The sequence below is a fragment of the Rhodopirellula sp. P2 genome (genome assembly GCF_028768465.1).
Taxonomy (GTDB): Bacteria; Planctomycetota; Planctomycetia; order Pirellulales; family Pirellulaceae; genus Rhodopirellula.
Genome location: NZ_CP118225.1, coordinates 174169 through 199403 on the forward strand (window position 1 = coordinate 174169; position 25235 = coordinate 199403).

At 55.4% G+C, this 25235-nt stretch carries 18 protein-coding genes; 3 read left to right on the forward strand and 15 right to left on the reverse strand.

All coding sequences use genetic code 11. The annotated features are described in order from the left end of the window. Positions 1-82: 82 nt before the first annotated feature. From PSR62_RS00605 to PSR62_RS00640, 8 genes are all read right to left on the reverse strand, one after another. Positions 83-1309: an ABC transporter permease gene (locus PSR62_RS00605; RefSeq protein WP_274405895.1), complete on the reverse strand. Its 1227-nt coding sequence runs from the start codon at positions 1307-1309 to the stop codon at positions 83-85. A 55-nt stretch (positions 1310-1364) separates the two neighbouring features. After that, positions 1365-2147, reverse strand: a complete 783-nt coding sequence (locus PSR62_RS00610; protein ID WP_274405896.1) for a hypothetical protein — start codon at positions 2145-2147, stop codon at positions 1365-1367. Between the two features lie 147 nt (positions 2148-2294). Further along, positions 2295-2822 carry a hypothetical protein gene (locus PSR62_RS00615; protein WP_274405897.1) on the reverse strand — a complete coding sequence of 176 codons (528 nt, stop codon included), beginning with the start codon at positions 2820-2822 and terminating at the stop codon, positions 2295-2297. 50 nt (positions 2823-2872) lie between these two features. Beyond that, positions 2873-3541: a hypothetical protein gene (locus PSR62_RS00620; protein WP_274405898.1), complete on the reverse strand. Its 669-nt coding sequence runs from the start codon at positions 3539-3541 to the stop codon at positions 2873-2875. Positions 3542-3581: 40 nt separating this feature from the next. Further along, positions 3582-6833 (reverse strand): efflux RND transporter permease subunit, encoded by a 3252-nt coding sequence (locus PSR62_RS00625; RefSeq protein WP_274405899.1) that lies wholly within the window; start codon positions 6831-6833, stop codon positions 3582-3584. Positions 6834-6844: 11 nt separating this feature from the next. Beyond that, positions 6845-8320 carry an efflux RND transporter periplasmic adaptor subunit gene (locus PSR62_RS00630; RefSeq protein WP_274405900.1) on the reverse strand — a complete coding sequence of 492 codons (1476 nt, stop codon included), beginning with the start codon at positions 8318-8320 and terminating at the stop codon, positions 6845-6847. Positions 8321-8579: 259 nt separating this feature from the next. Then, a complete protein-coding gene (locus PSR62_RS00635; protein ID WP_274405901.1) occupies positions 8580-9092 on the reverse strand; it encodes a hypothetical protein in 513 nt (170 codons plus the stop codon). Between the two features lie 254 nt (positions 9093-9346). Beyond that, positions 9347-10978 carry a TolC family protein gene (locus PSR62_RS00640; RefSeq protein ID WP_274405902.1) on the reverse strand — a complete coding sequence of 544 codons (1632 nt, stop codon included), beginning with the start codon at positions 10976-10978 and terminating at the stop codon, positions 9347-9349. A 400-nt stretch (positions 10979-11378) separates the two neighbouring features. On the opposite strand from PSR62_RS00640, the gene PSR62_RS00645 reads away from it, so the two are divergent. The 3 genes from PSR62_RS00645 to PSR62_RS00655 all read left to right on the forward strand — a co-directional run bounded on the left by PSR62_RS00645 (position 11379) and on the right by PSR62_RS00655 (position 14007). Beyond that, positions 11379-11708 (forward strand): hypothetical protein, encoded by a 330-nt coding sequence (locus tag PSR62_RS00645; RefSeq protein WP_274405903.1) that lies wholly within the window; start codon positions 11379-11381, stop codon positions 11706-11708. A gap of 1067 nt (positions 11709-12775) precedes the next feature. Next, positions 12776-13120, forward strand: a complete 345-nt coding sequence (locus tag PSR62_RS00650; RefSeq protein ID WP_274405904.1) for a hypothetical protein — start codon at positions 12776-12778, stop codon at positions 13118-13120. Positions 13121-13251: 131 nt separating this feature from the next. After that, positions 13252-14007 carry a hypothetical protein gene (locus tag PSR62_RS00655; RefSeq protein ID WP_274405905.1) on the forward strand — a complete coding sequence of 252 codons (756 nt, stop codon included), beginning with the start codon at positions 13252-13254 and terminating at the stop codon, positions 14005-14007. Between the two features lie 27 nt (positions 14008-14034). On the opposite strand, the gene PSR62_RS00660 is transcribed toward PSR62_RS00655, so the two are convergent. The 7 genes from PSR62_RS00660 to PSR62_RS00690 all read right to left on the reverse strand — a co-directional run bounded on the left by PSR62_RS00660 (position 14035) and on the right by PSR62_RS00690 (position 25222). After that, positions 14035-14637, reverse strand: a complete 603-nt coding sequence (locus PSR62_RS00660; RefSeq protein WP_274405906.1) for a cation transporter — start codon at positions 14635-14637, stop codon at positions 14035-14037. Beyond that, positions 14630-15115 (reverse strand): thioredoxin family protein, encoded by a 486-nt coding sequence (locus tag PSR62_RS00665; protein WP_274405907.1) that lies wholly within the window; start codon positions 15113-15115, stop codon positions 14630-14632. Before PSR62_RS00665 ends, PSR62_RS00660 begins: the two co-directional genes overlap by 8 nt. 104 nt (positions 15116-15219) lie before the next feature. Then, positions 15220-15579: an RND transporter gene (locus tag PSR62_RS00670; RefSeq protein ID WP_338020262.1), complete on the reverse strand. Its 360-nt coding sequence runs from the start codon at positions 15577-15579 to the stop codon at positions 15220-15222. 46 nt (positions 15580-15625) lie between these two features. After that, complete coding sequence (locus tag PSR62_RS00675) at positions 15626-18847, reverse strand: efflux RND transporter permease subunit (protein ID WP_274405909.1); 3222 nt, start codon at positions 18845-18847, stop codon at positions 15626-15628. Between the two features lie 11 nt (positions 18848-18858). Then, entirely contained in the window at positions 18859-20538 is a 1680-nt protein-coding gene (locus PSR62_RS00680) for an efflux RND transporter periplasmic adaptor subunit (RefSeq protein WP_274405910.1), read from the reverse strand. Positions 20539-20718: 180 nt separating this feature from the next. After that, complete coding sequence (locus tag PSR62_RS00685) at positions 20719-20862, reverse strand: hypothetical protein (RefSeq protein WP_274405911.1); 144 nt, start codon at positions 20860-20862, stop codon at positions 20719-20721. Positions 20863-21244: 382 nt separating this feature from the next. Continuing rightward, the gene (locus PSR62_RS00690) at positions 21245-25222 is read right to left on the reverse strand and encodes an efflux RND transporter permease subunit (protein WP_274405912.1); all 3978 of its coding nucleotides are present in this window, start codon (positions 25220-25222) and stop codon (positions 21245-21247) included. Positions 25223-25235 lie beyond the last annotated feature (13 nt).

Below are 25235 nucleotides of genomic sequence, written 5' to 3' on the forward strand. Positions count from 1 at the left end.
ACTGTAGATTTGGGCGAGTGATCGAAGGTTGCAGAAATGGTGATCGAGGCTTGGTCAATCTCCAATCTGCAATCTCCAATCGTCAATCGTTAAAAACAAGGCAGGGATCGAGACCAGCGGCTCGGCGGGCGGGCAGTAGGCTGGCGAGGACCGCGACGATCGTTGCCGTGGCCATTCCCACGCCCAGCAGTATCGGCATTGGGCGTACGTGAATGCCCAGTAACTGTGGTCCCAGTACTGCGGCGACGATGGTGCCGACAATGAAGCCCGCTGCGCCACCGGCGAGTCCCAAGATTACGGCTTTGCCAAGAAACATCTGTGTTACAAAGTTGCGACTGGCTCCGATTGCCATCAGCGTTCCAATTTCTTTGCGACGCTCAGTCACGTTGGCATACATCACACTGGCAATGCTCGCTCCACCGACCAACAACAGGATCGACAGAAAGACCCAAGAAAGACGCGACATCAAACCGTTGACGGCGACCTGCGTTTGCACCACTTGCGCGATCGTGACGATTCGCGTTTCAGGAAGTTCGGCCGACAGGTTCGTAATCAAACCGCCAGCGGCGTCTTCACAGCATGCCATGATTTCGATGACGTTTACCACTGGCCCTGCACCCGACAAGTCTTGGACACTGTGCAAGTGAGCGAACATGCGTCCGTCGTCGATCGTGCCGGTCGAAGGCAGCACCGTGAGGACCGTGAAATCTTCACCAAGTAGCGGCAACGTATCGCCAGTTTTCGCACCAAGTTGACTGGCGAGATCGCGTCCGAGGATCACATCGCGATCGCCCAGTTCGGCGATGGTGCGTGTCGTCGCCAACGAGTTAGGATTGTTGTCGGCTTCGCCGATGTCAGCGGCTGTCGCACAACAACCGCGATCACTGCCGACCGCATTACCCAACATACCGAGTCCCTGCCAAGAGGCTTTGGCTTGAAACTCACTCTTGGGCAGGATGCCGGTCAGTGTGACGGGAATCGTGTCCACGTCTGCTTCCACGCACAACTTGGGAGCAAGGTTTTCAACGCCGGGCAATCGAGCGAGCGCGAGACGGGTGACGTATTCCTCGGGCATCGTATGCCCGTGCATGTCGGCACCATAATAGTCTTGCAGCGTGACGCTGGGTGGCAACACCAACACATTCGCACCGAGCGACTCCATGTCACCGGCGATCTTGCGTTCTGAAAACACGGTGATGTTCTGAATCGCAACAAGCGCTGTGACGCCAAGCGTGACGGCCAGCAAACTGGTGAGCATCGGCGTCGGCCGTTGCCAGAGTTCTTTCCATATTAAGTGACGAAGTTTCATAGAGTCCGTTCCGCTGAATTGAAGGTTGTTGGGTGGAGATTGCAGGCCAGGAGCACTAGCGTCGTGCTGGTTGCGAAGCCTGAGCCGATTTGTGGTGCTTGCAGTTTTCGTCGTCGCAGCATTTGCCGGCGGCGGCTAACTTCTCAGCCAAAACATCGAAACTGACGTTTGCATTGAAGGTTCCAACCATGACACCTGGAGGTGCCATGAATGCAACAACGGGTGTCGGTTGGCCTGGTTTCACTCCGATCTTGGTCAAGAACTCAGCCTCGGCAGGATCGTTCGCCAACACGGTGACGACTTCGGTTCGATTGCTGTACAGCTTGTCGGCTTGAAATTGTTGAACGCCAACGGGGACCGGGGCACCGGCACTCGGTTGAGCACACAGCAACACGAGTTTGCGGTCCTGCAGGGCCTTCAGGATTTGCGTCTGTCCAGACGAAACGATCGCGGCGGCAAGTTGCTGCTCCGTCACACGTCGCGGGAAAACGCTGCACACCGCACCGTTGGGAGCGAGGGTGGCAACCGCTGGCATCGGCATTCGGGTTGCATCGAACTGTTTGACCAAGGCTTGCTCGGCGACGTTACCAATTTGTACGGGCACGACCACGGCGTCTTGACGGTTGGCCAGTGCTGTTTGAAGCGTGCCGTGCATTGTTTTCGTCGCCGCATCGTTGCCGCGATAGAACATCACGAAGGCAAACTGGTTGTTAGCGTTGGCCGCTTGAATCGCTTGCTCAGCAGGACTTGCCGCAAGAGCGGTTTGGGCCATCGCAAAGCAAGCGGTTACCAGCGTCATCGTCAGTGCGATCGTCGTTTGATTGAAAATCCGTTTCATCGTCGTCATTCCTTTTGAGTGCCGAGAGAAGTTGTCTCATCAGATTCCACCCCGGCGTGTGGGAATTGATGATTCGAGATTGTTGATCGCAGATTGAAGAACGCAGATTGGAGAAATGTCCAATCTGCAATCTCCAATCATCATTTCTTAGTGATCGTGACCTTCGTGGTCATGGTCGTGCTCGATCGTCCCTCGAAACGATTTTCCGTTGATCGTGAGAACTAGTTTCGGATCGGCTCCTTCTTCGTCGAGATGTTCGCCGAGTTCCGCGTCGGTGGAGACGAAGCGTGACGACTTGCCCTCCGGGTCGGTTGCATCAGGCGAAGCAGCCAGCTTGAACTGCTCTGGTTTGCCGTCGTGCTTGACGTTGATCGTGATCTCGGTCGATTCGATCGGGATTTGCTCGGTCGCGGCGGCGTTGAGAACATAGATCGTCACTGAACCTGAGTCTTCGTCGTGAACGAGTTCGGCGTGGTATTCTTCGTTGCCGAGTTCAATCAAGCCGCCATGATGCGGTCCTTCGGTCGGGTGAGCATGACCTTCGTGATCATCATGGGCATCGACGGTCGCCGGAGGTGCCGATGTTTCAACGGTCGTTCCCCCGTCTTTGCAGCCGACAAGGCCGAAGGTCATGGATGCAAGTGCAAGCGTGTAAAAAGTGTTTGTTAGTTTCATTTGATTTCTCTTGGGAGGGGGTTGGGTAAATGGAGATTGCGAGGAAGTGGTTAGTGAGAGTGTTTGACCTCGAAGCCCGTTTTCGCGAGCCACTGTTCCCACGTGGTGGCAACTTGATGTGATCCGACTTCAATGTGTTTCCATTGCGGACAGCGGAAACTTAGGTCGGCGTGGCCGGAATGCTGTGAGCTCTTCAACTCGCATCCGAGTCCCTTGAGCATCGCGGTCAGTTCCGAGAGCTGTTCTTGGTTTTCAACGTGAATGGTCCTCCAATCGGTGGTGCGATAGTTGACCTCTTCGACTTGTCCGGGACCGTGGCTATGTCCGGCGTGATCGTGGTCGTGTGCCGCATGGTCGTGGCCTTCATGCCCAGCATGATCGTCGCCACCGTGATCCGCTGCGTGACCGTGAAGAGTCTCGAATCCTGCTTTCTTGAGCCAAGATTCCCATTGGTGAGCAAGCTTGTCGTCGGCAACTTCCAAGCTTTTCCATTTTGGTGACCTGTAAACGACATCAGTGTGACCGCCGTGACTGTCGATCTTGGCTTCACAGCCGAGCTTTTGTACGGCGGCAAGGTGTTGCTGCGCTTTGACTGAATCGTCGAAGTGCATTTCTTTCCACTCAGGCAAGCAGAATGCGATCGACTCTTCGGCACTGGCAACGCCGCCAACCGATGCGAGTGCAACGAAGCACAGTAGTTTTGAAATTCGTTTCAACATAAAACTTTCCTTTTGGAAAATGATCCGTTCGCTTCCTGTCTTAGGTCACGGGCTCGGAAAGGGGTTGGGAGGTCTCTGTCGTCCTTGACCGAGAGTGGTTGAATTGTTGGTGAGATTCCTCGTCTTCGGACTCTTCAGTCAGAGGAATGTCGGTTTTCGATTCGCTGACAACACGTTCCGCCGACTTCAGTCCAATCAGCCAGAACAATGCCGGGTGGACAAAGAAGTCGAGTAGCGTTGAGCTAATCAGTCCGCCGAGAATCACGGTCGCAACCGGATACAGGATTTCTTTGCCCGGCTCACCGGCCGCCATGACCAGCGGCACCAGGCCGATGCCGGAAGTCAGAGCCGTCATCAGCACGGGGGCGAGTCGTTCCAGACCCGCTCGAACGATCATTTCTTTTGTCCAGTCTTCGCCTTCGTGCTGGACGAGGTGCAGGTAATGGTTCAGCAACAAGATTCCGTTTCGCGATGCGATCCCGGCCAGTGAAATGAACCCGACCATCGCAGCGACGGTCAGCGTTTGGCCTGTGACGACCAACGCGATCACCGAACCGATGAACGCCATTGGCAGCGCCATCATCACTTGCAGCGAGAGGTTGACACTGCGGAACATCGTGTAAAGCACCAAGAACACGCCGACCAACGAGACGGCAAACAGGATGCCGATGACTCGCGATGCGGATTGCTGGCTTTCAAACTGACCGCTGTACTGAACGAAGTATCCCGGCGGCAACGACTCGACGATGGGTTGGACCTTCTTCTGTATGTCTTGCACCACATCGACCACGCCACGCTCGGAGACGTTGCATTGCAAAACGATCCGGCGACGAACGTCTTCGCGATTGATTGTGTTCGGGCCGCCTGATTCGTAAATGTTTGCGACCGATTCCAAGGGCAATTTGCCGCCGTCAGCGAGGTCGATCGTCAACCGCTTGAGCGTTTGCATGTTCTCGCGGTAATCCTCATCGAGACGCAGCATCAAATCGAACGTGCGTTGTCCGATCAGGATTTCGGAAACGACTTGTCCGTTGAGAGCCGTTTCGATGAACTCGTTGACTTCGACGGCACTGAGCCCGTAAAGCAACAGCTTGTCACGATCGAGTTCGATCCGCAGTTGCGGAATGATGACCTGCGGTTCGACCAGCACATCCTTGGTTCCGGGCACCGCTTTCATCGCCGCTTCCATCTCGCCCGCCTTGCGTCTAAGCAGGTCAAGATCGTCACCGTAAATCTTGATGCCAATTTGAGCCTTCACACCTGAGATCATGTGCGAGATCAAGTGAGCGATGGGTTGCTCGACCGCCGTAACGATGCCGGGGATATCGGCCATGGCTTCGCGGATTTCGTCAAGCTGTTCTTCGCGGGAACGAGGCGACTCAGGATCAAGCTCCAGAATCATCTCGCTCATGTTCACGCCTTCGGCATGTTCGTCTAACTCAGCGCGTCCAGTACGTCGAATGAATCCTTTGATGTCGTCAATCTCGCGCAATCGAGTTTCGACGCGGCCAGAAATGTCGTTGGAAGTCGCCAGTGAAGTTCCCGGCGGCAAGACGACATTGAGTTGCACGGCTCCTTCATTGAATGGCGGCAGAAAGTCGCGTTCGAGACTCATCAGGAACATCCCGGCCAATGCGACCAGTACGGCTGTGACGGCTAGATTGAAGCGAGGAACCGTCAAACTGAAGCGGATGACTTTGTCGCCAATCCACTTGATGCCTCGCAGGACGAAACCGTCTTTCTCGTGTCCCTTAAGCTTTTGGCTACCGAGCAACCAATACGACAGCACGGGCGTGACCGTCAGCGACACAAGTAGCGATGAAAGAATCGAAACGATGTAGGCGACTCCCAGTGGAGCGAACAGACGTCCTTCCATACCCGAAAGCGCGAACAGTGGCAGGAACACGAGGATGACAATCATCGTGCCGAACACAATCGAATTACGAATCTCGATACTGGCTCGGAAAACGACCAGCAATGGATGCTTGGGGTTATCGCTCGCCCGGTTTTCTTTGAGTCGCCGATAGATGTTCTCGACATCCACGATCGCATCATCGACCAGTTCGCCGATGGCAACGGCCAAACCACCCAGCGTCATCGTGTTGATCGACAATCCGAAAATCGCGAAAACGATCGCTGTCATCACTAACGACAACGGAATCGCAGTGAGTGTGATGAATGTCGTGCGAACATTCATCAGGAACAGGAACAGAATGATGACAACCAAGATGCCGCCGTCTCGCAAAGCTTCGACGACGTTCTCAATCGCTCGGTCAATGAATGACTTTTGCGTGTAGAGTGGTTCGATGCGGAGATCACCGGGCAAGGAAGGCCGTAACTCCTCAATGGCCGCCATCACATCCTCAGTCACTCGCCGCGTGTCGGCACCCGGTTGCTTGTTGATCGTAAGAATGACCGCCGGTCCGCCACTGTACTGCCCGTCTTCATCGCGTACCCATGCCGAACTATCGCCGCGTTTGACTTGCGGGCCTTCGACGACACGAGCGATTTGCCCTAACGCGATCGGTCGGCCTTCCTTCATCGTGACGACGACCTTTTGCAGGTCTTCGATACTCTGGACACGACCAAGCCCGCGAACGAGCAACTCGTTTGGCCCCTGTTCGTCCAGATAGCCTCCCGTTGCGTTCTCGTTACTGTTTTGCACCGCTTGCTTGACTTCGTGCAAAGCGACACCGAACCGCAACATCGCGTCAGGATCGACCAACACTTGAAACTGCTTGCGACCACCACCCATCGTGAACACTTGCGACACACCAGGGATCGTCAGCAATCGTTGACGCACAACCCAGTCGCCGAGTGTTCGCAGTTCCAGCGGCTCGGTTGCACCGTCGTTGCTCCACATTCCCAGCATCAGGATTTGACCCATGATGGAAGAGATCGGCGCGAGCGTTGGTTTGACGCCTTCCGGCATCCGTTCTTGAACGAGTTGCAATCGCTCGGCGACGATTTGACGGTCGTTGTAGATATCCGTGTTCCAATCGAACTCGACATAGATGACCGAAATGCCAACGCCCGACGCACTGCGAACGGCCTGTACGCCATTCGCTCCGTTGACCGCCGTTTCAATGGGGAACGTCACGAGCGTTTCGACTTCTTCCGGTGCCAGCCCTGGTGCCTCGGTCATGATGACCACACGAGGACGGTTCAAGTCAGGGAAGACGTCAATTGGAGCCTGCATCGCCTGCCAAGTCCCGAATCCCACCAGGAATAGGGCAACGGCGATGACAAGCAAGCGTTGTTTGAGCGCAAATCGAATGATTGAGTTAAGCATGATATGGCCCTTTAGTGGTTATGCCCCGCGTGTGGATCAACTCCACCGCCAGACTTGTTTTTGAGAGCCATTTGCATCTGGTGAGCGCCACGCATGGCGATAACATCACCGGGGAACAGCGAACCGTCGTTGTCGATCACGGCGGAATACTGATCGCGGTACTTCACATGAACCGGCACGCGATCAAAATGGCTGCCGTTCTGCTGAAACACGAACGTTTCCGCTCCTTCGCTTGCCACGGCTTCGACGGGCACCACAATTTGTTCCGGCATTTCTTCAACCGGTACTCGCAACTGCATCCGTTGACCGGGAACGTAACGCCATTCGACATAACGATTTCCGTCGGCGCGATGATCTTTGGCGACTTCGTTGGGAAGGCGAACGTAGAAATTCAAGGTTCGCGACTGAGCATCGACTTGATTGGCGAGGTACGCCATTTCCAAGCCCTCGATCACACGAGATTCGGAGCCTGGTTCCTCCAAGATCGCATCGACTTTCCAGCCGTTTTGCGACGCTCTCCGAAGTTGCTTGATGTCTTGCTCGAACGCGAGTCCTTCGATGAACAGTTCGTCGTAGTCCGTTAGGATGCAGAGTGTTTCTCCCGCATTGATAGACTGGCCTTTATGTACGGCCAAGTCTTGCAGAATCAACGGGCCAGTGTGTTTGTTCTGGTCTTCCTTGACGTAACTCGCTTGAATGACATGCTGGGTTAACCGCAATTCTTCCTCACCGTGGCTATCGACGCTCGGTGCGAAGATTTGTAGCTCACGAAGCAGTCGTCGCTCGCGTTCGATTTGCGAGACTTGATTATCCGACAAGCCGTGCAGCCGAAGGGATTCGCGCTGTGCGCCCAGGTTGGCATTCAGCTTGTCTCGTGAGTACTCCCGCTCCAGCAGCACTTTGCCAGCGACCGCACCACTTCGTGTGACCTGTTGTAAACGTGCAATCTCACGATTCTCGACATCTAGTTCACCGAGTGTGCGGACGAAGTCGGTCTGTGCATTGACAAGGTCTTCGTGTGTCAAGCGAATCTGGAACAGCAGACTTCCCGGCTCGACCGCCTCGCCTTGCACGGCATGAACGTGCGTGACGACGCCGGTCATCGGCGTCGCAACTTGGACTCGAGAGCGACCAGGACGCTCGACGACGACAGCAGGCACCGTGATGGAGCGGCGGAAGGTTTCCAACTTGATCGGGCGGATCGTTTCGTCGGACAATCCAATGTTGCGGATCGCTTGTCTTGACAGCTCCAACGAAGTCGCTGCGTCATGCCCCGCGTGGGCCGCGTGATCGTGACCGGCATGAGGATCAACCTCGCCAGCCGCCTCACCCTCGTGCGATTCGCCGCCGCTGTTGCGGAACGAAACAGCGGTTTGATCGACCCACGCCTTCGTGGCCGGGAACCAACGCTGCCAGGTGAAACCACCGACGATCACAACGATCAGCGTGGCGACTAACCAAACCCACTTCATGGGCACTTTGGGCATACGGATTTTCATGGTAACGAAACCAACGGAACAACTGCCGGAGAAACCAACCCACGATTCAATGTGTGTGGATCAGAGAAAGGTCAACGCGAAGAAGCGTCCGTGGCAGATGACCGGCGAATGCAGGCTGAATCAATCAGCGCAAGCGAAATTCGCCAAGAGTGTCGGAGCCGATGCACGAGGATCGAAAGTCTTGACGACTTCCGCTACGGCATCGAGGCACAGTCACTCTCATTCAATCACGGACGAGAGCGGACCGTTAGAGACGCCAGACTTGCGTCTTGATGCGGAGAGGTGACTGCACGTCGTGCGGATCGGGCGGCGAACCGTACACCGTCCGTGCTGCGAGCATGTCTTGCGACGACAACGACAAACAGTGCGTCAGCAAGGGCGACCAATCGTAGGTCAGCATCAACGAAATGTTGTTGTCTCGTTGATCGGCAACGAAGTTGCAGTCAGCTTCGTCACAGGATTCATGCGGTCCATGGGAGCCCGAACATGGATGACTGGACTCGTCATCAAAGCACTCGCAAGTGATCGAGCCATCCGCATTGTGCTGATGTTGGCACGAAGCCTTGTGACCTTCGTGGGAATGTCCGTCGTGATCGTGGCCAGCGTCGCTAAGACCAACCACGTGCGGCACGTCCACCATCACCTGGTCATCACCGTGACAGTGCGTGTGACCCGCGTGAGCGTGATGCACGCAACAACCCAGCAGTGCGTGAAGCACTACGGCGGTCATCGTCGAGTAGGTGAGGAGCTTGTGAAACATGGTCGCTTTGTTGGGATACGGACAATCGGCGTATTGCGCCTAATCGTCGCAGTATTTCTATCGGCTTTCTCGATTGAGGGCTATACCGAAATCTTCAGCGGTCAGCTAATGCACGAGTCGTGCCAATCAAAGATTGACTGCGAATCGTTGAGAAATATCGTAAAACCGACGTCTGACAAATTCTCGAAACGTTGTCAATCTGACCTCGGCACTGTCCCATCCTGAGACAGTTTCCAGCGGAATCGGCATTCAGCCTATTGCTGGCTGAGCGTCAATCCTCGCAAGCTATCGTCGCCGCTGTTGTCGATCACGGCATCCAAAGCACCGGTTAGGACGAAGCCATCAACTCGTGCGCGGGCTTGAGCCAGTTGCTGCTGCGACACGATGTATTGCAAGTTCGTGTCAAAGTAGGTTCGGCGGGACACCAGGACTTGAACGAAGCTCGTTTCGCCGGCTTTGTAGGCAAGCTCAGCGAGCTTTAAGCCGTCTTCCGCGTTGGGAAGGATGTCGTTGGCGTACTGCTCGACGGCGACCAATGAAGAATCGTAGTCGCGCGAAACTTGGGCCAAGCGTGCTTTGATCGAGTTTTCGATCCGCTGGAGTTCGCGGGACGCACGCACATACTCGGCGTGGGCCGCCGAGATGTTGCCTTGGTTTTTGTTGAATACCGGGATCGGCGCTCCGACTTGAAAGTTAATCATGCCGTTGTCCGTGCCGTTGTCATAGCCCGATGCGAGCTGCAAATCCAAGTTCGGGATCGGCTGAGCCTGTTGGCGGCAAAGATTGGCTCTGGCTTGATTGATTCGCGCCTGTGCCGACTGCACTTCGGGACTGGATGCGATCATCGTAGACGCAACGACCGACCAGTCCAGATTGGTTTCCGCATCGGGTAGTGTGCCTTGGAGCGGCACGGGCATCATGTCAGGGTTGCCCGCCAAAGCGGCCATCTCTCGCCATGCTGCGTCGAAACGGATTTGGGCTTGCCGCAGAGCCAAGTCAATCTCGTTCTTTTGAACTTTTGCTTGAACGATTTCCAGTTGCGAGCCTTCTTGCGCTTCTTTGAGTTGCTCGGCGATATCGACTCCCTTGTCCGCGACCGATTGGAAGTCGCGGATCAAATTCACTCGTTGTTGTGCCGCCAAGGCTTCGTAGAACGTGATGCGAATGTCAGTCGCGATGCGATATTTTTGGGCTTCGAGCTGCATCAGTTGCGCACGCAACGCTTCGTTGAGCACAGCGCGATTCAATGCCAATTTATCGCCAGTGATGATCGTTTGCGAGATGAACACCGTGTGCTGATCGGTGCCTCGGTCGGCGAGTTGGGTAGCGTTGTAGCCGACCGTTGGGTTGGCACGCAGACCGACTTGGCATTTGAAACCAGCGGCCTTTTGCGTGGTTGCAACGAGTTCGGCAATCGTCGGATTGTTCGCCAAAGCCATCGACTCGATCGCTTCGAGCGTTAACGCGGCGGGCTGTTCGCTGAGGTAGTAATCATTGCCGGTTGAGAATGGTTCAACGGCGACTTCGCTGAGCGACGGTTCGGGCGAATCCAGCGCCATAATGTCTCGCAAGGAACCGGCGGACTCCTTATCGGAATCATCCTCTTCCGTTGCAACGGGTTTGTCGTCATCCGACTTGTCGTTGTACGCGACCGTGATCACAGGTGCCGCAACGATGGCCGTCGCCGGTGTTGAGGCGACGTTCGCTTCGCTCGATTGAAGCATTGTGGGATTGCGAGCTGATGTCGCAACGTGATTGCCAACACTCTGGCAACCTGTCGTGAAACTCATCGCTGAGCCCAGCGTCAATGTCATGCCCATCGCCACACGCAATCGCCGACGCCGCGATTGACGAGTACGATTGCTGGTCGGTTGTGATGCGATCACCGCGTTTTCCTCCGTGAAAAATAAGACCAGCCGGAGTTTTCGATCGGTTCAGCATGGGCGAGATATTGCGTCAAATCGTTATAGTCGGCCCCTCCCGAACTGATTCGAGTTCGGTGGTGACGGTTGTGCGGAAGATGATGCGGAAGGGCCTGCAATTGACGCCGGATTTCTTGCCCACGAACGTCCTTCTTTGCGGTTTCTCAAAAACGGCTCGCTTCGATCACACGATGTAGTCAATCGGATATCGGCGGTTCTTGCCTCAGAACATCCAATTGGCCTTAAACACGGGGAAAACTGCTGTTAGCAGCGTTTGGCACGGCGCATGCGATGTTTCACATGAAGTTTCCTGCTATCTGTCTCTTCAAGACAGACCCCGCAACACAACACAAAGGTCTCAGTCATGTTGAACAAGAAATTCTTTCTCCCCGTCATCGCACTTGCCGCCGCCTTCACCTTCGCTCTTGGTAGCGAAGCCCAGGCTCAGCATGGTCATGGATGGGGATACGGTCACAGCGGCTTCCACAGTGGCCGCGTCTATCAGCCAGTGTCACCATCGCATTGGGGCCACCGATATCAATCGAGCTACCGCAGCTTCGGATGGCGTCAACCGACTTTTCACGACACGACACACCTTGACTATCACGCCCCAACGATTCGTCGGCACGGAAATCACTTCCACGTTCAGCCGGGACACTACGACGTGCATCGTAGCGGTCACTGGCATCACTAGAGTGCGCCAGAGTAGTCGACCTGCTCAGCTAGCACGTCTATCAGGCGTGTTCCGTTCAGTGGTGCCCACCATGAACGTGGGTGGTCGTATGAGGCACCGCATCGAGATGCGTTGTTGTGTGTGGAACTGCGTGTAAGTGGTTTCCGTGTCGTTGATAGTCAATGTGCGTTTGCGTATGCGGCACATAGTCAATGTGCGTTTGCGTGTGCAGATGTGGTTGATGGGTGGATCGGAAGCCGCCGTGAACCGTGCCAGCCCTGTTCCGATAGATCACTCGCCCCTGCTGCGGAAGTCGTTGACCTTGGATGGAGACTGCCCGTCCCTGGATCACTTGTCCCTGGATCACTGGGCGAGCAACACGATACGGTTGCCGATTCGGCTGACTGAAAACCTGTTGATTTCCGTAAGGCACTGCCTGATTGAATTGCCCCGTCGTATGCGGAACTTGGTCAATGTGCGTTGTCGTATGCGGCACTGCATCGACATGATTCCCGTGTTGAACTTAATCAGTATGCGTTGTCGTATGGGGCACGCTATCAAAATGGGTGGTCGCGTGGGGGACGTGGTCGAAATGCGTGGTCGTGTGAGGAATGCGATCAATGTGCGTGGTTGTGTGAGGCACTGCGTCGACATGGTTGCCGTGGCGGACGTAGTCCGTGTGGGTCGTCGTGTGAGGCACATTGTGAAAATGCGTGGTCGTGTGTGGCACGATATGCTGCGCCCCAGCGGTGGACACCAGCGCCACGGTTGCAACGGCACCTAAGAGGAAACGTCTCATCAAACCAACTCCATACGGGAAAATTCGCACGGGCAATCACGATCCGGCGAATCATTGACACCGCCCAACTAGCTTAGCAAGCAATGGGAGGGGGTGGGCGAAAAAACCAATCTCCGAGTGATTCGTTGCCTGTCGTCTCATTCGCATGACTTCGTCGTCAATGAGACAACTCGGAGTACAACTCAGCCTAGCAATCCATTGATATTTCGGTTTGGCACGCGCAATGCGTTGCTTTGCTATTCAGCGGCACTTGCCGCGAACCTCCCCTCGAATGTTAGGAAAGAACCCTATGAATCGTGCCTTTGCAATTGCCGCTCTCGCAGTAGGACTATTCGTCTTTACCGGAAACACAGATGCCACCGCGAACGACTACTTTCACGGCGGACACCACGGTTACCACGGGAGTCATCACGGTGGCGGTCACCATGGCGGCTACGCTCACGCACCTGTTCAAACGTATGGCAACTACGGCTATTCATCGAACTACGGCGGCTATGGATATGGCCAAACTTATCAGCCACGATACCAGCAACGGTACGCCCCGACCTACCGATCGCAACCCTATCGCCAGCGAGGTGGCTTGCACCTTGATATCGGACGCTTCCATGTTCTAGGTGTTGGTGGCCATCACTAATCAAGCGTTGTTCGCTTGCGAATGTTACCGACCGCGCTGAATCAGTTGGACGGGCGAACAAGTCTCGTCCGTCCTTCTTGCCTAACTAAGTCTCTTTGTCTCCGTGCAAAACTTACAACGAAATGAAAAACATGCCGAAACCATTCGTCGTCGCGATCGCCGCATTCGCAATCGTCGCCTTTTTCCAGATACAACTCGCAACTGCTCAGCATTGGCACGGACATGGTCATGGCACGTATCACCATAGCGACCACGCATCCATTCACGATCACTCCAACGGCGGATGTCCCTACGACGCATCTCACCATTCCGACGATTACTCGTATGATTACAATCACGCTCATGCACCGATCACGCTCGGTTACGGGGACATACGGCTGAACCAAGTTCATGGCGATACCAGCGTTTACTGTCCCGCCCATTCCGGTTGCCCGCTGCAATACGACCAACCCGTTTATGGTCGATTGCCTGGGCCGATGCCACGCTACCGTGACGTGCCCTATCGAGATGCACCGCGACAGAATGGATTCCCAAACGGTTCCTTGGATTCCAATCACAACCATAGCCACGATCACGACGGAAACTCACACGATGGACACGACCATAGCGATCACTCGCACGACGGACACTCACACGCACCGCTAAATCCCAACGGCCAAACCGCCCTGCCTTTCCGCACGCCTGACCGTCAGCCGATGGAGGCACCAACACTTCCCAATCGCAATGCAGTTCCCCCGCCTCCTCGCTTCAACGCACCGAGCAACCGCCAAGCACCATCAAGCAACCCGCCGACAAACGCCCCACCAACAAACAACGGGCCCATCCGAATGGATGGGCCACCACCAAGCCTGACGACACTGAGCAAACCCATTCAATCCGTCAGTTGACACGCAAACGGAAAGCTCCTTCACCGCTCAACTCGTTTCCTCACTGGAACGAGCCATACTAAGAATCCGGATACCACCTCGGACAACGACGCTTGCGATCAGGATTCCGATGACAAGGTCGGGGATTTGCGAACCGGAGACTTTAACAATCAAACCTGAGACGATGACGCCGATGTTGGCGATCACGTCGTTTGCTGAGAAGATGTAGGACGCTCGAAAGTTGACGTCGCCACTTTTGTGCTTGGCGATCAGCCACAAGCAAAATGAATTGGCGATTAAAGCAACGCAGCCCATCGCCATCATCGCAACGCCGATCGGTTCCCCACCACCGATGAAACGGCGAAGTGCTTCGATCAATACACCGCAGCCGAGCGCCAGTTGCAATACGCCGCTAGCTGTCGCTGCATTACGGCGGATGTTGGCGGCGCGACCGACGGCGTACAGACTGATTGCGTAAACGCTCGCGTCGGCCAGCATGTCGAGCGAGTCCGCGATCAGGCCCGTCGAACTGGCAAGCACGCCAGAGACAATCTCGACGACAAACATTGCAGCGTTGATTGCCAGCACCACGCGCAGCGTCGCTCGCTGTGCGTCGCCTTCTGCTTCCAGTTGGCATCCACAGTCAGTCATCCTTGTTCCTCGGGTTGTCGTCTTCTGCTTCGATTGACGAACTGAGAAACGGCGAAAGAGCATCTATTAGCTCGTATTCAGTTTTTACACCGAACAAACGACCGACTTCCTCGCCGTCGCGAAAGATCAACAGCGTCGGATAGCGGTCGATGCCATACTTTTCTTTGATGAATGGGTTTTTGTCGATATTGAGTTCCGCGATCTTTGCTTGACCAGTCAGTTGTTCAGTGACCAATCGCAACGTTGGTTTCATTTCGATGCACGGCCTGCACCATGGTGCCCACATATCGACCAATACCGGAATATCCGACTCGATCACTTCCGTTTGGAAATTCGCATCGGTCAACTGGACAGGTTTGATGCCATTCGCTTTTGGATCATCCAATGGTTTTACTGCAACGCGAGAGTCGCATCCCATTTGGAGAACCGTAAACACGATTGGCAGCAGGGCTATTGTGAGCTTGGTAGACCAGTTCATAAAATTCGTTCCGGCATTGATGGTTTGACGTGTCGCTGAGGCGTTGCACGAACTGACCGCGAAGTCAGAAATGCGCGACGCCCCAGCCACTCCGTCGGGCCGTTCTATTCTTCCGGTTGCGGTGGCTTTTGACCCGTTTTGGCTTCGTATCGCGATGCGAACTTGTCGAATCTTGCGGGGCTGCAAATGAAACACTGCGACTCGGGCCGATCGTGCTCGTCGCACCAGTCACCGTCTTCCTTGAACTTGGCCACCAAGGATGTGTCGCACAATGCGCACTCTTCCTCGGGCACACCATGTTCCACGCACCACCAACCACCGTGGCTGTGATCGACATTGGTTGCAGCGACGGGATCTGCTGCACCATCGCTTGTGACTTGGTCTTTGTTGCATCCACTCAATCCGATCGCCATGGCGGCGATGGCTGCAAGCGAGATGCCTTTGAAGCTAGTCATCCATTTCATCATCGTCATCATCGTAAAATTCTCCTTCGGCATGGCCGAACTAAAGTTAGACCGATGCCGTTTCAGGCACGCGCCTGATTTTCGGGTCAATCGGTTCATCGGGTTCAAGACGATGACCGTCATCGTCTCCGTCGTCGTCATCTCCTGCATCAGCATCACTGCGCAGTTTTTCCACTGGCGTGTTGAACACGACGTAGAGCACTCGAAGCACGAGCAAACTCATCACCATCGCACTGCACACGCCGCCAATCACCACCGTGGCCAGTGGTCGTTGCACTTCCGCTCCCATCCCGATGCTGAATGCCATCGGAACGAATCCAAGACTCGCCACCAGCGTCGTCATCAAGATTGGACGCAATCGTGTCATCGCGGCCTCTTCGACCGCTTCGTCAAGCGAATGCCCTTTTCGCCGCAGTTGTCGAATCGTTGACACAAGCAGCATGTCATCGAGCACCGCGACTCCGGACAATGCGATGAATCCAACCGCTGCCGAAATCGAAAACGGCATGTCGCGGATCCACAACGCCAGAATCCCGCCAATCCACGCGAATGGAACGCCTGTAAAAACTCGCAGCGAGTCAACCCAGTTGCGATACGTCATGTAAAGCAGCGAAAGAATCATCAGGAGTGCAATTGGCACCACGATCATCAGGCGGGTTTGAGCCCGCTGCAGATTCTCGAATTGCCCGCCCCATTCGATGCGGTAGCGTCCGGCAGGCAGTTGCACCTTTTCAGAAACCACACGTTGAGCTTCGGCAACGAAGCTGCCCAGGTCGCGACCACGGACATTCGATTCAATCGTAATGCGACGTTGGTACCAGTCTCGCTTGATCGTATTCCAACCTTCCACGGTTTCGATCGTGGCCAGCCGGGAAAGCGGAATACGTTCGCCAGATGGCGTGGCAACCAAGATTTGCTTGATGGCCTCTGGACTAGCGCGAGCTTCTTCGGGCAGTCGGATAATCAGTGGAAACCGCAACTGGCCTTCGTAGACTTCGCCAACGTTATGCGTACCCAAGGAGCGGACAAGATTCATCACCGTGCTGGCCGGTACACCGTAGCGGGCGATCAGGTCTTGGTTGATGCGAATTTGCAAAACCGGCTGACCAGAAACCTGTTCGACCTTCACGTCTTCCGAACCAGGAATCGAGTTGAGTGCCCGCTCAATTTCTTCGGCTTTCTCTACCATCACATCCAAATCATCGCCATAAAGAATTGCGGCGACATCCGAGCGTACACCAGAGATCATTTCGTTCATTCGCATTTCAATCGGCTGCGACATGGCCAGTCGCGGACCGGGTAGATCACGCAGCTCTTCCTGCACCTTGACCACCAATTCATCCTGCGTCTCCGCTCGCGTCCATTTCTCACGTGGATGCAGTGTCAGAAACAAGTCGGTCAACTCCGTACCCATTGGGTCGGTCGCCACCTCCGCCGTTCCGATACGGCTCCAGACCTGTGCGACTTCGTCCGGGAATTTTTCCAGAATGACCTGTTCCATTTTTGTGTTGTAACGCATGGATTCTTCCAGCGTCGTCCCCGCCAGTCGCACCACGTTGATCGTGATAGCACCTTCAGAAAGTCGTGGGACGAACTCGCTGCCGAGATTCGGAGCGACGAGGCCAAACACGGTGACGAGTAACAACAGGGCCGATCCGATAATGAACGTCTTGTGGTGCATCGTGAACCGCAACACCGGTGCGTAGAGGCGTTTCAATAGACGAAGTAGTAGCGGCTCGGTTTCTTTGATGTTCTTGGGGAGGAACAGACTCGCCAACACGGGCATCAGTGTCAGCGAAAGAACCATCGACCCGGCAAGAGCCATAATCACTGTGATTGCCATCGGTCGAAACAGTTTGCCTTCGATGCCTTCGAGCGTCAGGATCGGCAAGTAGACGATCATGATGATCAATTCGCCAAACATGGTCGGCTTGCGAACCTCAACCGCCGCATCGCGAATGATCTGCAAGCGACTGCGACCGTCCGACTTGTGAGCCAAGCAACGAACACAGTTTTCGATCATCACGACTGAACTATCGACGACCAATCCGAAGTCGATGGCACCGAGGCTAAGCAAGCTCGCAGCGATGCCGAACTTCAACATCCCCGAGAAAGCGAACAGCATCGACAACGGAATTGCGAGCGCAACAATGATTCCGGCTCGCAGATTCCCCAGGAAGATGAACAGAACCGCGACAACCAGCAAACCGCCCTCGAACAGATTCTTCTGAACCGTATGAATGACATGGTCAATTAGCTCGGTACGGTCATAGACCGTTTGAATCTTGACGCCGGCAGGGAGCGATTGCTGAATGCCTGCGATCTTCTCTTTGATGGCCCAAGTGACGTCGTGGCTGTTTTCGCCCATCAACATGAAGCCCAACCCCAACACCGCTTCGCCGCGACCGTTTGCCGTGACCGCGCCCCGCCGAATCTCATGCCCGATCATCACATCGGCGACGTCGCGAATGCGAACTGGCACGCCATCTTTGGAAGTGATGACAATGTCTTCAATCTCCTGAATGTTGACCGTTCGGCCAACACCATGCACCAGTAGCATCTCGCTGCCGTCAGTGACCGTTCCCCCGCCGACATTCTCGTTATTCGCTTCAATTGCGTCAGATACTTGCTCGAAGGTCAGGCCGTACTTGAACAGCCCTTCGGGATCGAGACGAATCTGATATTGCTTCTCGTACCCGCCCCAACTGTTTACTTCGGCCACACCTCGAACCGATCGCAATTGTGGCTTGACCACCCAGTCGTGAATCGTTCGCAACTCGGTCATGCGTTTAACACGCTCCGACTGAGAGGCTTCCGAAAAGTCAACACCGTCGTAAACCAGAACGTAGTGAAAGACTTCACCCAGACCCGTCGAAACTGGCCCCATCTGCGGCCGGCTGATGCCGTCGGGTAGCTCGACAGTGGACAACCGTTCGTTAATCAACTGACGAGCAAAATAGATGTCGATGCCGTCATCAAAAATGACCACAACCTGCGACAGACCGAACTTGGAGATCGAACGTAATTCGTGGAGTCCCGGTAATCCGCTGATCGCCTGTTCGACGGGGAAGGTGATCTGCCGTTCGATTTCCTCAGACGCCAGCGACGGGGCGACCGTGTTGATCTGAATCTGAACCGGTGTGGTGTCCGGGAATGCGTCAATGTCGAGCTGCTGGAGTGAGAACACGCCTACAACCGCGAACAACGCCGCCGTTAGAATCACGAGCGCACGATGGCGTAGTGATACGTCAATCAACCAATTAAGCATCCGTGCTCTCCCTATTCGGCGACGCAGTCACAGCCTGCGCCTAGATTGTTTTTGAGGAGCTGCGCCCGTAGCACGTCGCTACCGTCGGTCGCGATCACTTCGCCCGGCAGGACGCCGGAGATGACCTCCGTGAATTCGCCGTTCGTTGCACCCAAGCGTACCGAACGGACGTGAAAGACTTTGAAGCTGTCGGGACTGTCGAAGTAATGTTTATCACGCACGAATACAATTTGGCAGCAACCTTCCCAGTGCGACGATCCGTTGGGAATCACAATGGCGTCTGGTTCTTCCCGCAAAATGATTTGGCCCGTACCAAACGTTTCGCTGCGTAACTTGCCTTCAACGTTCGGCAAGATAGCTCGCACCTGCACCATCCGCGTTTGCGAGTCCGCCGCCGTGCTGATCCAGTCCAACTTGCCTTCCACTTCATAGCGACTGCCATCGGCTTGAAAGCGAATCGATTGCCCAACAGCAAGCTGATCCATGTTCTCTAGTGGAACATTGAGTGTGAGCCACATCTGGCTGGTGTTCGCGACTTCAAACAGAATGCGAGTCGGGTCAACAACTTCACCCGGTGCAACGTGCCGCTGCGTGACGAAGCCTTCGATCGGCGAAACGATTGGAATTAGGTTCGAGGTGATTGTCTTGCTGTTGAGTTGGGTGCGAATCTCAGCGGGAATTCCGAGCAGGCGTAGCTCGTCGAGGACTTGTCGTTCCGACAACCCTCGCAGCGATGCGATGTCGATCGGCAATCCGAGATTTCGTAGTGACTGTTCAGCGGACAACACATCCGCTTGGGCTTTGGACAGCGCAGCTTCAGCATCGAGAATCCGCGAACCCGCAATGGCACTTCGAGCTTGGTTGAGCCGTGAGACGTTTTGTCGTTGCAGGTTTTCTTCGGCCAACGCCCGCAGAAGGCTTGTTTTCAAATCACCGACTTGTGCCGCGTCGACAACAGCAAGAACTTCTCCCTTGGTGACCAAATCGCCAACGCCTTTGGTGACCAACCAGACGCTTCCGGGTACTCGCGACGCCAGGCTCGCTTGCTTCGTTGGGTCGTAAACAATCTCCCCGCTGCCGGTGATCGCTTCGACAATCGGGGCATGTTCGATCAATTCCACATCAACGCCAGCCTGCTTCACTGACTCAATGGATGCGAACTGAATGCGGGCCTGATAAATCTTGCAGGCGCTGTTGTTCTCTTTTCGCGGAGCCACGGCCAAGGCTCGTGCGGCTCGCTCCAGATCGCTCGGCAATATCGACGGCGTCTCCTTCATCTGTGCTACATCGGGATGATCCAGCACGCAGTTGTGAACGCCATGCACCGCGCACCAACCGTAGTCGGGGCCTTTCGGCATCAGGGTTGGATCGCACTCGACGCAGATAGACTCCGGCACGGCGTGTTCTTCACACCAATCGTCGGCGACCGTCTCGACACTCCCAGTCAACGCGGCGAACTTAGGAATTCGCCAATCGTTGTGGTGCCCATAGTAGAAGACCGCGGCAAAGCCAATCAGAACCAACGTCGGCCCGATGCTACCAAGGGCAAGCGAGACAAATCGCCGGATGGGGCTAACATTTCTGGTGGGCGTCTCAATCTGGGGAGCATGCACGGCCCGTCCGTTGGCCGAGGTTTCGGGGGAGGCGGGACGCGGATTTTTCTCCGGCGCATTGACAACTGAGTGACTCATTGCAGAACTCCTGCTGGGATGGACGGGACAAGCGCGAACCGCACAAATGCAATTCAAGCACTTAACCAACGGATACAGGCCGACCAGAAATGAACTCGAACGCGGTGTCGCAACATGCGGCGAGCGCAATCGCGATCACAAACCGATTTCGAGGGTCAACCAACGTGGGCCAGCAGTGGCCTACAGCAATAGAGAGGCGTAAACGAGACGCACGTCTCGCCCGCTTTGCAGATCAAACCGTTGCGGATGTCGTTCTTCGCAGCGTTTGGCAAGCAGTTTGGACAGGTCCAGCGTTTCCAGACACAGCGGAGTCCAATCCGACAATAGCTGGAAGTCCGCCGACACAGTGCGGGAATTTGACTCCGGCGTTACCAGACAAACGCAGCCGGTGTCGCAGGGGCAAGGGTTGTCACAAGGGGCATTTCCCGGCGGCAACTGACGGTCATCGCATGGAGTGGATTGTTCGTGTCCACAGTGACAGCTACAAACCTTCTCAACTCCTGCTGTCGACGCAACATCCCCACCCACCGCACAAAATACGGGGCACGCAACCACACGTAGTGTGATGAACGAGATGAACAGAAGACGGAACATCAAGAGGATGGGAAACCTGTAGATTGATAAGGCTCTAAGTAATCAGTGTAGGTTGGAAAAGCGGTTACGGCAAGGTAAGTTCGGCTACGGCTGCCATTTGCATGAAGCGTATCTAAGCGTCCTTTACGAACCGCTCGTCCTTGATTCCTAGTCGCAGCTTCCACTCCATCGCGGCACAGTACAGCACCGGGACCACGAACATCGTGATGATTGCGATGGCCATTCCTCCGAAGCTCGGAATGGCCATTGGCACCATGATGTCGCTGCCTCGGCCGGTGGATGTCAGAATGGGAATCAATGCCAGCAAAGTCGTTGCTGTGGTCATTAAACACGGGCGTACGCGGCGCATGCCGGCAGTTACGGTGGCTTCGCGGGCGTGCTTGGCGTTTTCGATCCGGTCCTTGCGGAAGCTTTCGTCGAGGTAGGACGCAATCACCACGCCGTCGTCACTGGCGATTCCGAACAGGGCGAGAAAGCCGACCCAGACGGCGACGCTTAGATTGATCGTCTTGACCTGGAAAAGCTCACGCATGTTGGTGCCGAGCAAACTGAAGTCGAGAAACCAATCGGTGTCGTACAACCACAGCATGATGAAGCCGCCTGCCCAAGCGATCAGAATGCCACTGAAAACGAGCGATGTCGTGATGGCAGATTTGAACTGCATGTACAGAATCAGAAAGATGATTCCGAGGGCTAGCGGTAACACAATCGACAATGTCTTCTGCGATCGGATTTGGTTCTCGTAGTTGCCCGCGAACGTGTACGTCACACCGGCCGGCAGCGTGAACTCGCCCGAGTCGATTTTCGATTGTAAGAATGCTTGAGCATCCTCGACCACGTCGACTTCCGCTTCGCCAGGTTTCTTGTCGAACAGTACGTAACCGAGCAAGAATGTGTCTTCGCTCTTGATGACTTGCGGGCCGCGGGTGTAGCGAATGTCGGCTAGTTGGCCGAGCGGGATTTGTGCGCCAGCTGGCGTTGGAACGAGAATCCGTTCGAGCGACTCGAGGTCGTCTCGCAACTCTCGGGCGTAACGCACGCGGACAGGGAACCGCTCGCGACCTTCGACCGTCGTTGTGATTTGCCGGCCACCGATCGCGACTTCGATCACATCCTGCACGCTGCGGATGTGCAACCCGTATCGCTTGATCGCATCACGGTCGATGTCGATTTCCAAGTACGGCTTGCCGACGATTCGGTCAGCGATGACGGCGGAGGATTGCACGGTCGGAACTTGTTTCAGTAGCGATTCCAATTCGAGAGCAACTCGCTCGATCGTTTCCAGGTCCGGGCCTTTGACCTTCATTCCCATCGGTGCTCGCATGCCGCTTTGCAGCATCACGATCCGAGCTGCGATCGGTTGCAGCTTGGGTGCCGATGTCGTGCCTGGGATTTCAGCTGCCGCGGTGATTGCTTGCCAGATATCATCCGGCGTGCGAATCTCGTCACGCCATTGGCGGAACGGTCGGCCAGCGGGATCGAGAATCAGCACACCGGAGTCATCGCGGACGAACTCGTCGGCTTCCTCGTCGTAGCGGAAGTTTAGCCTATGACCGTCTTCGTCCGATTTGTATTCGGACTTGTAGGTGATGTAGGTCTCGATCATCGACACGGGAGCGGGATCGAGTGGCGTGTCGGCGCGACCGATCTTACCGACCACTGATTCGACTTCGGGAATCGACACCAACAGTTGATTCTGCAGCTGCAAAACATCCATTGCTTCGCCGATCGAAGCGTGCGGCATCGTCGTTGGCATGTAGAGAAACGAGCCTTCATCGAGCGGCGGCATGAACTCTTTGCCGAGTCCCGGTAACACGTCGGTTGCAGCTTTCCAAGGACCGGACTGACGAACGGTCGTTTCAGACACACCAATCATCGAGAGTGACTTGGGGACGAAACCGAATACTTTGTCGAAGCCCAACCAAGCCGATCCGCCGAAAAGCAGGATCGCAGTTGGAAAGCAGAGAAACGCTAGCTTGTGGTTCAAGCACCAACGCAGGATCGGTTCGTACAAGAATCGCTGAAAGATGGTGAAGAACCCGAGGATGCCGCCAATCAATCCGCCGACGAACAGCAAGTTCAACAGCAAACCTTTCTGTGGCCCCAGCGGCAACCACTCCTGAGTCAGCAACACGCCGACGACCAACGCCGCAAGTGCACTGGCCGCGTACGGTCCGAAACGGTGGTAACGCTCGGGGATCCTTTCTTCATTCAGCTTGTACGCCGACAGCGCGATCAAGATAACACCGACCCACCATGTCAGTAGCATCGACGCGGCAATGCCCAGGATCAGCAACGCGAACCAGGCTCCGCGACGCAAGCTCTTCGATACAATACGCCCACCCATCAGGATGTGGGCCGCAGGCGGAATGATGGTCAACGCCACAATGACAGAAGCTGCGAGTGCAAACGTCTTGGTAAAAGCGAGCGGTCGAAACAACTTTCCTTCTGCACCGATCATCGTGAACACCGGCAGAAAACTGACCACGGTCGTTGTCACGGCGGTCAGCACCGCACCGGCGACTTCGTGAGCCGCCTTGAAAATCACCGTCAACTTGTCATCTTCCGGTTCCGCTTCGTCGAGATATTTGAGAATGTTCTCGGTGAGAATGATCCCCATGTCGACCATGGTCCCGATTGCAATCGCGATGCCTGACAGGGCGACGATATTGGCATCCACACCGAAGGTCTTCATGGCGATGAAGCACATCAGCACCGCCAGCGGCAGCAACGCGCTAATGAGGAACGAACTGCGCAAATGGATGACCATCACCAGGATCACAATGATCGTGACGAGGATTTCCTCAAAAAGCGCCGTGTTCAACGTACCCAATGTCTCGTAGATCAATCCGGTGCGATCGTAGAACGGAACGACCGCGACTTGACTGGTCGTGATCCATGTCGGCCACTGTTCTTGAGGCATGCCACGAAGATGTTTCACCCAAGCATCGCTGCTGGTCATTGCTCCGGTGATCGGTTCCAGACCATGGCGATCGGCGTACAAGTCAACTTCATCGGCAGACGTCTTCGTGTAATCGACAAGCACCTTTGTGGGCAGACCCGGTGAGACTTCTTTGATGCGTTGCTTGATGTTTTTGATTGCCGCTAGTGGGTTGTACCCGTAGCGCACGACCGCGACGCCGCCGACGGCTTCGGCACCTGCCTTATCCAACGCACCACGCCGAAGTGCCGGCCCAAGCGACACGTGGGCAACGTCGGCGACCGTGATCGGCACGTTGTCCGTTACCTTCACGACGGTCTTCTCGATGTCTTCGATATTCTCGATGAAGCCCAAACCACGGATAACGTATTCGGCCTTATTCAGTTCAATCGTCCGAGCACCCACGTCAACATTCGTCATCCGAATGGACTCGAACACTTTGGCCAACGTCACGCCAGCGGCCCGCATCGCATCGGGATCAACGTCGATTTGATATTCCTGAACGAAGCCACCAATCGACGCCACTTCACTGATGCCTTCGGCCGACGTCAGCGAATATCGAACGTAGTAATCCTGGATCGTACGCAGTTCTCGCAAATCCCAGCCGCCCGTCGGGTTTCCATCTGGATCGCGACCTTCGAGCGTATAAAGATAAATTTGTCCGAGTGCCGTCGCGTCTGGCCCCAGTGTCGGCTGCACACCATCAGGCAGCGTGCCGGCCGGCAAACTATTCAGTTTTTCCAGCACCCGCGTTCGGGACCAATAGAAGTCCGCGTCTTCGCCAAAGATGATGTAGATCGACGAAAAGCCGAACATCGAATAGCTGCGGATCGTCTTGACTTCGGGAATGCCCAGCAGCGCGACCGTCAGCGGATAACCGATTTGGTCCTCCACGTCTTGCGGGCTACGCCCCATCCACTGCGTGAACACGATCTGCTGGTTTTCGCCAATGTCAGGAATCGCATCGACGGGTACCGGATCGCGAGGCAATGCTCCCGTGTCCCAGTCGAACGGAGCGATCATGATGCCCCAACCAAGCGTCGCGATGACCAGCAACAACACAACTAGCTTGTTGGTCAAGCAGAACCAAATCAGCCGGCCGAGGACCGAGCGTTTCGCGTTTTCGATTGTTGCATCGTTGTCAGGCATGTTGGGATTTTCG

Bases quoted from the DNA above. Each gene is read 5' to 3' on its own strand.
- PSR62_RS00605 (WP_274405895.1), bottom strand. From the start codon at position 1,309: ATGAAACTTCGTCACTTAATATGGAAAGAACTCTGGCAACGGCCGACG.
- PSR62_RS00610 (WP_274405896.1), bottom strand. From the start codon at position 2,147: ATGAAACGGATTTTCAATCAAACGACGATCGCACTGACGATGACGCTG.
- PSR62_RS00615 (WP_274405897.1), bottom strand. From the start codon at position 2,822: ATGAAACTAACAAACACTTTTTACACGCTTGCACTTGCATCCATGACC.
- PSR62_RS00620 (WP_274405898.1), bottom strand. From the start codon at position 3,541: ATGTTGAAACGAATTTCAAAACTACTGTGCTTCGTTGCACTCGCATCG.
- PSR62_RS00625 (WP_274405899.1), bottom strand. From the start codon at position 6,833: ATGCTTAACTCAATCATTCGATTTGCGCTCAAACAACGCTTGCTTGTC.
- PSR62_RS00630 (WP_274405900.1), bottom strand. From the start codon at position 8,320: ATGCCCAAAGTGCCCATGAAGTGGGTTTGGTTAGTCGCCACGCTGATC.
- PSR62_RS00635 (WP_274405901.1), bottom strand. From the start codon at position 9,092: ATGTTTCACAAGCTCCTCACCTACTCGACGATGACCGCCGTAGTGCTT.
- PSR62_RS00645 (WP_274405903.1), top strand. From the start codon at position 11,379: ATGTTGAACAAGAAATTCTTTCTCCCCGTCATCGCACTTGCCGCCGCC.
- PSR62_RS00650 (WP_274405904.1), top strand. From the start codon at position 12,776: ATGAATCGTGCCTTTGCAATTGCCGCTCTCGCAGTAGGACTATTCGTC.
- PSR62_RS00655 (WP_274405905.1), top strand. From the start codon at position 13,252: ATGCCGAAACCATTCGTCGTCGCGATCGCCGCATTCGCAATCGTCGCC.
- PSR62_RS00660 (WP_274405906.1), bottom strand. From the start codon at position 14,637: ATGACTGACTGTGGATGCCAACTGGAAGCAGAAGGCGACGCACAGCGA.
- PSR62_RS00665 (WP_274405907.1), bottom strand. From the start codon at position 15,115: ATGAACTGGTCTACCAAGCTCACAATAGCCCTGCTGCCAATCGTGTTT.
- PSR62_RS00670 (WP_338020262.1), bottom strand. From the start codon at position 15,579: ATGAAATGGATGACTAGCTTCAAAGGCATCTCGCTTGCAGCCATCGCC.
- PSR62_RS00675 (WP_274405909.1), bottom strand. From the start codon at position 18,847: ATGCTTAATTGGTTGATTGACGTATCACTACGCCATCGTGCGCTCGTG.
- PSR62_RS00680 (WP_274405910.1), bottom strand. From the start codon at position 20,538: ATGAGTCACTCAGTTGTCAATGCGCCGGAGAAAAATCCGCGTCCCGCC.
- PSR62_RS00690 (WP_274405912.1), bottom strand. From the start codon at position 25,222: ATGCCTGACAACGATGCAACAATCGAAAACGCGAAACGCTCGGTCCTC.